This is a genomic window from Duganella sp. GW821-FHT07F09 (assembly GCF_059418705.1).
The window spans coordinates 242,184-253,862 of sequence record NZ_JBWKQJ010000009.1; the positions used below are offsets into that span (position 1 = coordinate 242,184).

Sequence of the window (11,679 nt, forward strand, 5' to 3'; positions counted from 1 at the left end):
TCCTCCTGGTGGCGTCAAGCGCAAAGGCGGTCGAGCATGGCGTGTATCGCCTTGATCTGCACCGCGTCACGCGAATAGTAAAGGGACTTGGCATCCTTGCTGCTGTACCCCCACCAATCCCAGCAACCGTCCGGATTCTGGATGTGGCCGTTGTCCGTGCCTTCGGCCTGCGGATAAAGCACGATGATGTCGTTGCTTTCGGCGATCTGGTTGTAGCCGGTGCTGGCGATGTAGCGGTTGCCGTACGGCGGCTGGTTGGCCGTGTCCGCGCGGCCGTTGACGTAGTCGGTGTAGTTGTAGCCCTGCTTGCAGCCATGCAGCGCGATATGCACGCGCGGCGCGGCCACGGCGCCGGCCAGGACCCGCGACGGGATGTAGGCATAGCCGAAACGGCTCATGCTGGTCCACTGCGCGTCCGTGCCCAGGAATTCCGTCTGGTCGAAACGGACCAACTGTCCGGCGAGGCGCTCGGCGGGCGGTTCCAGACCCTCATAAATATGGCGCAGAATGTCGTGCGATTGCATGAATCCGCCGTTGTTGATGTACGGCGGCTGGTTGGTCGCCAGTGCCGAATCTTCCGGATTGTTGGTGATGATGGAATGGCCCGCCGGCACCTTGTCGTGGTAGGCGATATTCTCCGGCTTTACTCCCAGCATTTCGTAGAACTTGCGCGTTTTCGCCACCACGTCGGAATACACCACCTCGTCCCGGCTGCCGGTGAAGATGTAGAGCCGGTCGTCGGCCAGGTTGGCCACATCGTCGATCAAGCCTGCCTTGGCCGTGTCCCGGGTCATATCGGCCAATTGTCGCGGGTCGGGGGCGGTTTGCGGGATGAGCGGGCTCATGCAGATGTACAGGGAATTCTCGATGTAGGCGTCTTCCGCCGCCACCACCTCGCGCGACCGGTAGGTCTGGGCGCAGCGGAACGGTCCGCCGGCGATGATGCCCGCGCCCGAAAAACTGGCCGAACGGGCCAGGTGCAGCTGCACCGTCATGAAGGCGCCCGACGACAGGCCCGAGATCGAATTGTCCCGCTTCGACGCCCCGTACGCCCCCAGTTGAACAATTTTCTCGCCCGCGCTCGCGACCATCGTACGCCTCCTGTTTTATCTATCGGCATCGATGTTCTAGCCGCGTAGAAATAGTATTGATCTATGCGGGGCAGGCTCTTGAGATTTATCAAGATTTTCTTAGGCGGCGACGCTCACTCGAACCTTTCAAATGTCTCGCCGAGGAACTCGACAAAGGTCCTGATCCGCGCCGACAGCTGGTGCCGCTGCGGATACACGGCGTAGATGTCGGCATCGGGCGTGCGCAGGCCCGGCAGCACCTGCACCAGTCGGCCCGATTCCAGATAGCGCTCGACGTCCCACTCGGCGCGCATTAGGATGCCGTGGCCGTCCAGCGCCCAGTTGACGGCGATCTCGCCGTCGTTGGTGGTCAGGTTGCCGCGCACCTTGACCGCCTGCGCGTCGCGCTCGGACTCGCGGCCAGAGAACAACCGCCACACGCCATACGCCTCGTCGCCCTGGCGGATGCAGATGCAGTTGTGCCGCCTTAGCTCCGCCGCCGATTTCGGCTCGCCGCGCTGCGCCAGGTACTTCGGCGAAGCGCACAACAGGCGCCGGTTCGGCGCCAGCCGCCTGGCGATCACGCGGGCGTCAGACGGCGCGCCGAAGCGGATGCAGACGTCGAACTGGTCGTCGGTCAGCGCCGGCGGATCGACCGACAGTTGCAGTTGCACGTCCACCTCGGGATAGCGCAGCACGTAGCGGGAAATCGCCGGCGCGATGTGCAGCCTTCCGAAGCCCAGCGTGGCGTTGACCCGCAACTGCCCTTTCGGCACGCCCTGCGAGGACGTCAACAGCTGATCGAGATCGGCGATCTCGCCCAGGATGCGGCGCGCGTGCTCCAGCAGCACCTCGCCCTCCGGCGTCATGCTCATGCGGCGCGTGGTGCGGTTCACCAGCGGCACGCCGACGCGCGCCTCGATGATGGCGAGCCGCTTGCTGACCGCCGACGTGGTGATGCCCAGTTCCCGCGCGGCGGCGCTCAGGCTGCCGGCGCTGGCCAGGGACACGATAAAGCCCAGTTCGGCCGGCTGGAATCCGCTGCTCATGGTTGATTGTGGAGTTTAAGGTTAACAATGGATTGAGTTTATCCCGCCAATGCGGCGCCGTCCACCCGTTACAGTGGCCCCCACCCCGCCATTTCAACAGGAGACCGCACATGAAGACCTACCACATCGCCACCATTCCAGGAGACGGCATCGGCAAGGAAGTCGTTCCCGCCGGCCGCCAGGTACTGGCCGCCCTGGCCGCCAGCGGCGGCGCCTTCCGCTTCGAGTTCGAGGATTTCGACTGGGGCGGCGACTACTACCGCAAGCACGGCGTGATGATGCCGGCCGATGGCCTCGACGCCCTGCGCGGCAAGGACGCCATCCTGTTCGGCTCCGCCGGCGACCCGGACATCCCGGACCACATCACGCTGTGGGGTCTGCGCCTGAAGATCTGCCAGGGCTTCGATCAATACGCCAACGTGCGCCCCACCCGCATCCTGCCCGGCATCGACGGCCCCCTCAAACGCTGCAAACAGGAGGACCTGAACTGGGTCATCGTGCGCGAGAACTCGGAGGGCGAGTACTCCGGTGTCGGCGGCCGCGTGCACCAGGGCCACCCGATCGAGGCGGCCACCGACGTCTCGATGATGACCCGCATCGGCGTCGAGCGCATCCTGCGCTTCGCCTTCAAGCTGGCGCAATCGCGTCCGCGCAAGCTGCTGACGGTCATCACCAAGAGCAACGCCCAGCGCCACGCGATGGTGATGTGGGACGAGATCGCGCTGGAGGTGTCGCGCGAGTTCCCCGACGTCAAATGGGACAAGGAACTGGTCGACGCGGCCACCGCGCGCATGGTCAACCGCCCCGCCACGCTCGACACCATCGTCGCCACCAACCTGCACGCCGACATCCTCAGCGACCTGGCCGCCGCGCTGGCCGGCAGCCTTGGTATCGCCCCGACCGGGAACATCGATCCGGAACGCCGTTACCCGTCGATGTTCGAACCGATCCACGGTTCCGCCTTCGACATCATGGGCAAGGGCCTGGCCAATCCGGTCGGCACCTTCTGGTCGGTGGTGATGCTGCTGGAGCACCTGGGCGAGCATGACGCGGCCGACCTCGTGATGCGGGCGGTGGAAGCCGTCACCGCCAATCCCGCGCTGCACACGCGCGACCTTGGCGGCGCCGCCACCACCGCGCAGGTGACCGACGCCGTGTGCGCCATCCTGGGCGCCGGGGAGCGCCGCGCCGCCTAAGCTTCTCCCAAGTCAGCGCCCCGACCGGCCATCCAGAGCCCAGGCGGGGCGCGCCCGACGCAGCACAAATAACAGGAGACTTCACCATGTATAAGCGCTTCTTTGGAAAGCTGTACGTCCAGGTCCTGATCGGCGTGATCGCCGGCGGCTTGCTGGGCTTTTTCCATCCGCAACTGGGCACCGACTTCAAACCCCTGGGCGACGCGTTCATCCGCCTGATCAAAATGGTGTTCGCGCCCGTCATCTTCGCGATGGTGGTACTCGGCATCGCCAAGATGGAGAGCATGAAAGAACTGGGCCGCGTCGGCGTGCGCGCCCTGATCTACTTCGAGGTGATGTCCACCTTCGCCCTGCTGCTGGGCCTTGTGGTGGTCAACGTCGCCAAGCCGGGCGTCGGCATGAACATCGACGTCAAGACGCTCGACACCACCAGCATCGCCAACTACACGGCGGCGGCCAGCAAATCCGGCGGCTTCACCGATTTCCTGCTGCATATGATCCCCTCCAGCGTCATCGACGCGCTGGCCAAGAACGATATCCTGCAAATCCTGGTGTTCGCCACCATGTTCGGCATCGCGCTGTCGCACATGGGCCGCCGCGCCAAACCGGTGGTCGACTTCCTCGACGCCTTCTGCAACAGCATGTTCATCATGGTCACGATGATCATGCGCGTCGCGCCGTTGGCGGCCTTCGGCGCCATCGCCTTCACGGTCGGCAAATACGGACTCGGTTCGCTGGTTTCGCTGGGCCAGCTGATGGGCAGCATGTACCTGACCTGCGCGGCGTTCGTATTCGTGGTGCTGGGATTGGTGGCGCGGGTATCGGGCTTCAGCCTGTGGAAGTTCCTGCGCTATATCAAGGAGGAGCTGTTCACCGTCCTGGGCACCAGTTCGTCGGAATCGGTGGTGCCGCAGTTGATGCGCAAGCTGGAACACGTGGGCGTGTCCAAGCCGGTGGTCGGCCTGGTGATCCCGTCAGGCGTAACCTTCAACCCGGACGGCCAGTGCATCTACTACACGATGGCGGCCATCTTCATCGCCCAGGCCACCAACACGCCGCTGACGGTGACGGATCAACTGGTGGTGCTGGGGGTGCTGATGCTGACGTCCAAGGGTTCGGCCGGCGTCACCGGCTCCGGCTTCATCACGCTGGCGGCGACACTCGCCTCGCTCGGCAACATCCCGGTCGCCGGCATGGTGCTGCTGCTCGGCGTGGACCGTTTCATGTCCGAGGCGCGCGCCATCACCAACACCATCGGCAACGCGGTGGGCACGATGGCCATCGCCCAGTGGGTCGGCGCCTTGGACCGCGACCGCATGCACCGCGTGTTGAATGGCGAATCGACGGAGGAGGAGCTGCGGGCGCTGTCGACCCAGGATGAACCGGAGGACAGCGACCCGATAGACACCGGAAAACACGTAGGGCGGATTAGCGCAGCGTAATCCGCCGTGCATGCGCCGTCGGCGGCTCGTAGATGGCGGATTACGGCGTTCCGCCTAATCCGCCCTACGTGTAAGAAGGCGGTCGTGGCCTTATTTGCCGATCACCTTCACCAGCTTGACCAGCGCCTTGTCGCTGGCGCTCAAGCTCTGCGTGGCGTCGTTCCAGCGCAAGGTGGTGGTGGTCGCGCCCTTGCCTTTCTCGTAGTCGTAGCTGGCGCCATCGTCGTCATACAGGTTGAACTCCCCGTCCTTGCCCGGATAGACATGGATGGCGGCGATCGCCTGTTTGGTCGCCGTCGACTGGATATCCGCGCCGACCGGCACGATCGATCCCGCCTTGACGAACACCGGTATCCGCTCGATCGGCGCGGCCACCTTGACCCACTGGCCGCCGCTGAATTTCTGGTTGGTCCAGTAGTCGTACCAATCGGCGCCAGCCGGCAGATAAACATCCTTTTGCGTCTGTCCCTGCTCCGTCACCGGCGCCACCAGGAAGGCGGGGCCGAACATGTACTCGGTGCCGATGTTGGCGACATTCGGATCGCCGGCGAAGTCCATCCACAAAGGCCGCATGAAAGGCGCGCCGGTGTCGTAGGTGGTCTTGGCGCTCGAATACAGATACGGGATCAGGCGATACCGCAGACGGTCGTAGTCGGCCAGGATGGTCTCGGCGGCACGGCCGAAGGACCACAATTCATTGGCCTTGCGGTCGCCGTGCATGCGCAACGTCGGCAGGAAGGTCCCGTACTGGAACCAGCGCGTGAACAACTCCGGATAGTCGTGATACTGGCCGACCACGTCGCGCGCGTCGGACGGATCGAGCAACGGCGCCTTGGTGGCCGTGGTGGTTTGCGGAAGACCCTGCCAGCCGCCTATGTCGTTACCCCAGTAGGCGATGCCGGAGGCGGTCATATTCAAGCCGGTCGGGATCTGGCGCGCCAGCGCCTCCCAGCTTGGATGGATGTCCGACGACCAGAACAGCGCGCCGGTGCGCTGCGAACCGAGATACGCGGCGCGCGACAGGATCAACACGCGCTTGTTCGGCTTCCACGCACGCATGCCCTGCGCCACACTTTCCACGTGCAGCAGTGGGAACAGGTTGCGGTAACGGTCGCCCGATCCGATCGAATAGAAGAAGCCGTCCGGTACCAGATCGGGCTCGGTCTCGTCGAGCCACGGGTAGTCGAAGCCGCGCGCCAGGATATTGTCGCGCGCCTTTTGCCAGAACCACGCGCGCGCGGCCGGATTGGTCGCGTCGATCAAGCCGCCGGTGCGGTCGGAACGGAACGGCAGGCCGTCGACGGTCTTGCCGTCCTTGTCCTTGAGCAGATAGCCCTTGGCATCGAGCTCGTTGAAATAGCGGCCAGACGTTTCATAGCGCGGCCAGATCGAGATGATCGACTGCATGCCCATGTCGTGCAGTTGCTTGTTCATGCCGTCCGGGTCCGGGAACTCGGCCGGGTTGATGTCCATCTGGCCCATGCGGGTCCAGTAGAACCAGTCCAGCACCATCACGTCCAGCGGATACTTCTTCTCGCGGTAGGTCTTGGCCACCTTCAGCATCAAGTCCTGGCTGTCGTAGCGGGCCTTGGACTGGATCAGGCCAAAGGCCGCCTTGGGTGGAATCGGCGTTTTTCCGGTCAGCCGCGCATAGCCGGAATACAGCGCCTCCGGCTTGTCGCCGGTGATGACGAAGAAGCTGACGCGCTCCCCCACCTTGGACTGGAACACCGTGCGGCCGTTGATGCCGGCGACGAAACGCGTGGCCGACGGGTTGTCCCACACGATGCCATAGGACTTGGAACTGACCATGAACGGCACGCAGACCGTCTCACCGGCCGGCGCGTCGTACCAGTGGGCGCAGTCGATGGTGCGGCCGCGCAGGTCCAGCGCGCCGGTCGATTCCTGGTTCTGGCCCATGCCGTAGTAATGCTCGTCGGCCGGCGCGGCGAAGGAGGCGCCCACCTGGTAGGTCTTTTCGGTGTTGACCGTGTGCGGCGACATCTCCCAGCCGTTCATGCTGAGGATGGTCTCGCCCCTGGCGTTCTTGACTTGAAGGCCGACCGGCGCCAGTTGCGGCGCGAAGTACTTCTCGCCGGTGCTCGGTACGCGCGGCGCCGGCGCGGCGTTGACATGCAACGTCAGCGCCGGCGAGGCGAAGGTATCGCCGTCGACGCCGGCCGTGTGTTTGAAGGCGCTGGCGTCCGCGTGTTCGGCGATGATGCCATAGCCCGGCGCCTTGAGCGCCTCGGCCTTGTCGGCGGCGATGGAGACGTGGACGATGTTCGGACCGTACGCTTGCACCGATACCCAGGCGCCGCCGCGGTCGAGCGTGACCAGGGGCGCGGCGTGGGCGGCGAAGGTGAGGAATGAGGTGAAGGCGAGCACCGTCGACGCGGAGCGGGTTGAAAGCAGTTTCATGGACGCGGTTCCTGTGATTACAGGCCGATAATTTTGTATTGATCACAACGGCGTCGCAAGTACGAAAATCACCAAACCGCCAACTGAAATTTAAGGTCCGACGCCCGGCCGGTTCTTGAACCGAATCATCGCGGTGGCTGAAGCGTCAGTTTTTTTCCACAATTCGTATAGAAAAATTGCGTCCGCCTATACGAAGTGGGAATAGCACCAGGCGAAAATAATCATCTTGGTGATTGTTTGTGACTTTTATGACAATTCACCGGTCGTCCTTGCAAGTCACCCGCTCCCCATCGACCCGCGCGCCAAGAGGGAAACCGCAGAATTCTTCCCACACGGAAACCGTTTAACTTCCGGTCGCCGGCGGCTCTACCGCGAGTTGCTCAGTGTTTGCTAAATGACTAGTCTTGACTCTGCCAGGCAAGAGACGGCTTAGGCGACCCAGAAATCAAACACTGAGGATAAAAATGAAAAAGAAGACATTGGAGACGATGGTGGCGTTGGCGCTGGCCGCCATGTACACCCCGGGGGTGCTGGCACAGGATATCCCGGCGGCGGCCGGCGAACCGGCGGCGGCAGCACCGACGACAGCCGCCCCCGCCACACAAGACAAAGTCGAAACCGTGGTCGTCACCGGTTTCCGCTCCAGCCTCCAGAAGGCGCTCAACCTCAAGGCCCAGGCCATCGGCGTGCGCGATTCCATCGTCGCCGAGGACATCGGCAAGTTCCCCGAGGCGAACGTCGCCGAATCGCTGCAGCGCGTGCCGGGCGTGATCCTGAACCGCGACGAATCGTCCGGCGAAGGCCAGCGCATCTCGATCCGCGGCCTGCCTACCGACTATTCGGTCACCACCCTGAACGGCGCGCCGGTCAACACCACGTCGACATCGACCATCGGCAGCGCCGCGCGCGGCTTCAACTACGACGTGTTCGCGTCGGAGCTGTTCGGCCGCGTCGACTTCTACAAATCGCCGCTGGCCGAGCTGACCGAGGGCGGCCTCGGTGGCGTGGTCGATCTGCAGACCCCGCGCCCGTTCGACAATCCCAAGCGCACCATCCGCTACGGCCTGACCGACACCTACAACACCGCCTCCAAGCACCATGACCCGAACGGCTTCGTGCTGTACTCGAACACCTGGGACAAGCTGGGCTTCCTGATCGGCGCCTCGCACTCGGGCAGCGTCAACACCCGCTCCGGCTTCGAGGCCACGGGCGGCTACAACAGCTCCTTCAACGGCAGCCAGAATCCCGTGAAAGGCAATTTCGCGCTGGCCCTGGACTATGACGATCCGCGCGCCAACCTGTCCGGCTATACCCGCGACCAGATCGACAAGGCCCTGCTGCCGCGCATCTACCGCTTCTACGGCTCGCAAAACGAGCGCACCCGCGACGGCCTGGTGTCGTCGCTGCAGTGGAAGACGCCGACCCTCAACCTCAGTTTCGACACGATGTACTCGAAGCTGGAGAACACCCGCGAGGAAACCCTGTTCGGCATCCTGGTGCGCAGCACCAGGACCAGCAACCGCACCTTGCCCCCAGGCGCCAACGGCAACAACGGCCTGATTCCGGTCGACGTCAAGATCGACCCTGCCACCAATCTGCTGACCGGGACCTTCGCCAACACCACCTACAACGCCGGCGCCGGCTACACCAAGGACGAAACCGAATTCGGTTACGGCGCCCTGAACGGCAGCTGGAAGGTCAGCGACAAACTGACCCTGACCGGCCAGGCCAGTCTGAACCAGAGCAGCGCCACCAGCGCGACCGGCCAGTTGTCGGGCTTTATCTACGGCGCGCAATCGACCATCGACTACGGCAGCGACCATGTCTACCCTTCGATCTCGTCGCCGACCAGCTACACCGATCCGAACAACTGGAGCGGTTTCGCCGTCAGCACCGGCTGGACCAAGGAAACCGACAAGGGCAAGCAGGCGCGCGTGGTCGCCGACTGGGACTACGACCTGCCCGGCGAATGGACCGGCCACCTGAAAGCCGGCCTGACGTTCGTCTCGACCACCAAGGGCGTCAACAAACGTAACGGCACCTCGCTGGCGACGGCGAAGTTGAACAGCATCGGCCCCGCCGGCATGCGCAACGGCATGACCAGCAACCTGCCGATCGATAACCTGGACTTCGGCGCCGGCTGGCCGCATTCGTGGAGCACCTGGGACAGCAACTACTTCTACTCGCAGTTCGATCCGAACACCTACAATCCGCAATCGGCGTTCACGCCTTCGCAAAGTTTCACCGCGCAGGAGGATGTCAAGACCGCGTTCGTGCAGTCCGACTTCAAGGGCCAGGTCGCCGACCACGAATTGCGCATCAACGCCGGCGTGCGCTTCTCCGGCACCGACACCAAGATCGACAACTTCAAGCAGCAGGGCGCAAGCCTGGCGTACTCGCCGAACCATGAACAAGGCTCGTACAGCAATGTGCTGCCGGCCATCAGCGGCGCGTTCGACCTGACCGAGAACCTGATGTGGCGCGCCTCGTGGGGCAAGACCATCACGCGCGCCTCGCTGTCCGTGATCGCCGCGCAGACCGTGATCCCCAACCAGTTCGACAACACCGCCACCTCGGGCAACCCCAACCTGCGCCCGCAGCAGTCGAAGAACCTGGACACCAGCCTGGAATGGTACTTCTCGCCCGGCAGCCTGCTGTCGGCGGCCTACTTCAAGAAGGAGCTGACCGACGCCACCGTCGCCAACACGCAGATCGTCACCTTCGGCTCACTGGGCTTGCCCGACACCGCGCTCGGCCCCTTGTTCCAGGACGCCAGCGGACGCGTCGACCCGAACCTGGCGATGACCCTGCGCAGCTACACCAACGCCGGCCGCCAGACCCTCAAAGGCTACGAGCTGGCCTACCAGCAGGCGTTCAGCTTCCTGCCGGCGCCATTCAACGGCATGGGCGCGCTGGCCAGCTACACGCACATCGATCCGTTCAACAGCGCCAAATGGATCACCAACGCCGGCAAGGAGATCGAAGTCAACTCGGTGCCGAAGTACGCCTACAGCACCACGCTGTACTTCGAGAACGGTCCGATCGCGATGCGCATGTCCTATAACTACAAGGGCAAGTCGCTGCACGGCGATAACCCGCGCAACCTGGGCGACGACTTGATACGCTGGCGCGCCGGCCGCGGCTACCTCGATGCCAACATCAGCTACAAGATCAGCGAGAAGCTGGAGTTCCGCATCGACGCGCTCAATCTGAGCAACACGCTGGCCTTCGATTATTTCGAGGACGCGAGCGGCCAGTACGGCAGCGGCAAGAAGACACGGATGGACTATGCGAAGTATGATGGCCGCACCATCAAATTCGGCATCCGCGGAAAACTCTAAGGGACCATCACCAACCTATGATGAAACGACTCTTCGCAACCGGCGCGATCGCGCTCGGTTTGGCCGGCTGCGCCACCGCGCCGCCGGCGGTCGACACCTCCGAACAGGAGGTCGTCGCCATTATCAACAAGGTCAACGACTATTGGCAGCAGCGCGAAACGCCGCAAAAGTGGGCGTTCTGGGATATCGCCGCCTACCACACCGGCAATATGGAGGCCTACAAAATCACCGGCAATCCGCGCTACCGCCAGTATTCCGAGGACTGGGCCATCCACAACCAGTGGCAGGGCGCGAAGTCCACCGACAAAACCAAATGGAAGTACCAATACGGCGAGACCGACGAACATGTGCTGTTCGGCGACTGGCAGATCTGCTTCCAGACCTATGTCGACCTGTATCAGCTGGACAAGGTCAAGGACCCGCGCAAGATCGCCCGCGCGCGCGAGGTGATGGAATACCAGATGAGCACCGCGCAGAAGGACTACTGGTGGTGGTCGGACGGCTTGTACATGGTGATGCCGGTGATGACCAAGCTCGCCAACGTCACGGGCGAGCGCAAGTACCTCGACAAGCTGCACGAGTATTTCGACTATTCGAACAGCATCATGTACGACAGCGAGGAGCGGCTCTACTACCGCGACGCGCGCTATGTCTATCCGAAGCACAAAAGCGTCAACGGCAAGAAGGACTTCTGGTCGCGCGGCGACGGCTGGGTGTTCGCCGGCCTGGCCAAGGTGCTCGCCGACCTGCCCAAGGACGATCCGCACCGCGCCGACTACGTGGCCAAGTTCAAGGGCATGGCGCAGGCGCTGAAGAAGGCGCAATCGGACGACGGCTACTGGACCCGCAGCCTGCTCGACCCCGCACACGCGCCGGGGCCGGAAACCAGCGGCACCGCCTTCTTCGTCTACGGCTACCTGTGGGGCATCAACAATGGCGTGCTCGATCGCGACGAGTACCTGCCGACGGTGCGCAAGGGCTGGAACTTCCTGAGCAAGACGGCGCTGCAGCCGGATGGCCGGATCGGCTATGTGCAGCCGATCGGCGACCGCGCGATTCCGGGCCAGGTGGTCGACCAGAATTCGACCACGCCGTTCGGGGTGGGCGCGTATTTGCTGGCGTCCTCCGAAATGGTGCGGCTGCTGAAAAAATAAGAACGG

7 protein-coding genes are annotated in these 11,679 nt (G+C 63.6%); 4 read left to right on the forward strand and 3 right to left on the reverse strand.

The window, feature by feature from the left end; genetic code table 11:
* Positions 1-14 precede the first annotated feature (14 nt).
* Complete coding sequence (locus tag AC07P1_RS23555; RefSeq protein ID WP_494698127.1) at positions 15-1,091, reverse strand: extracellular catalytic domain type 2 short-chain-length polyhydroxyalkanoate depolymerase; 1,077 nt, start codon at positions 1,089-1,091, stop codon at positions 15-17.
* Positions 1,092-1,204: 113 nt separating this feature from the next.
* On the reverse strand, positions 1,205-2,119 hold the full coding sequence (locus tag AC07P1_RS23560) for a LysR substrate-binding domain-containing protein (protein ID WP_494698128.1): 915 nt from the start codon (positions 2,117-2,119) through the stop codon (positions 1,205-1,207).
* A 110-nt stretch (positions 2,120-2,229) separates the two neighbouring features.
* On the opposite strand from AC07P1_RS23560, the gene AC07P1_RS23565 reads away from it, so the two are divergent.
* Both AC07P1_RS23565 and AC07P1_RS23570 read left to right on the forward strand, forming a co-directional pair.
* Positions 2,230-3,315, forward strand: coding sequence for a tartrate dehydrogenase (locus AC07P1_RS23565; RefSeq protein ID WP_494698129.1), 1,086 nt, complete (start codon positions 2,230-2,232; stop codon positions 3,313-3,315).
* A gap of 86 nt (positions 3,316-3,401) precedes the next feature.
* Positions 3,402-4,757: a dicarboxylate/amino acid:cation symporter gene (locus tag AC07P1_RS23570; protein WP_494698130.1), complete on the forward strand. Its 1,356-nt coding sequence runs from the start codon at positions 3,402-3,404 to the stop codon at positions 4,755-4,757.
* A 90-nt stretch (positions 4,758-4,847) separates the two neighbouring features.
* On the opposite strand, the gene AC07P1_RS23575 is transcribed toward AC07P1_RS23570, so the two are convergent.
* On the reverse strand, positions 4,848-7,178 hold the full coding sequence (locus AC07P1_RS23575) for a glycoside hydrolase family 31 protein (RefSeq protein WP_494698131.1): 2,331 nt from the start codon (positions 7,176-7,178) through the stop codon (positions 4,848-4,850).
* Between the two features lie 464 nt (positions 7,179-7,642).
* Between AC07P1_RS23575 and AC07P1_RS23580 the strand changes: the two genes are divergently transcribed.
* Complete coding sequence (locus tag AC07P1_RS23580; RefSeq protein ID WP_494698132.1) at positions 7,643-10,519, forward strand: TonB-dependent receptor; 2,877 nt, start codon at positions 7,643-7,645, stop codon at positions 10,517-10,519.
* A 20-nt stretch (positions 10,520-10,539) separates the two neighbouring features.
* Positions 10,540-11,673 carry a glycoside hydrolase family 88/105 protein gene (locus AC07P1_RS23585; protein WP_494698133.1) on the forward strand — a complete coding sequence of 378 codons (1,134 nt, stop codon included), beginning with the start codon at positions 10,540-10,542 and terminating at the stop codon, positions 11,671-11,673.
* Positions 11,674-11,679: the final 6 nt, after the last annotated feature.

Coding starts and splice junctions, on each gene's coding strand:
- AC07P1_RS23555 (WP_494698127.1), bottom strand. CDS start 1,091: ATGGTCGCGAGCGCGGGCGAGAAAATTGTTCAACTGGGGGCGTACGGG.
- AC07P1_RS23560 (WP_494698128.1), bottom strand. CDS start 2,119: ATGAGCAGCGGATTCCAGCCGGCCGAACTGGGCTTTATCGTGTCCCTG.
- AC07P1_RS23565 (WP_494698129.1), top strand. CDS start 2,230: ATGAAGACCTACCACATCGCCACCATTCCAGGAGACGGCATCGGCAAG.
- AC07P1_RS23570 (WP_494698130.1), top strand. CDS start 3,402: ATGTATAAGCGCTTCTTTGGAAAGCTGTACGTCCAGGTCCTGATCGGC.
- AC07P1_RS23575 (WP_494698131.1), bottom strand. CDS start 7,178: ATGAAACTGCTTTCAACCCGCTCCGCGTCGACGGTGCTCGCCTTCACC.
- AC07P1_RS23580 (WP_494698132.1), top strand. CDS start 7,643: ATGAAAAAGAAGACATTGGAGACGATGGTGGCGTTGGCGCTGGCCGCC.
- AC07P1_RS23585 (WP_494698133.1), top strand. CDS start 10,540: ATGAAACGACTCTTCGCAACCGGCGCGATCGCGCTCGGTTTGGCCGGC.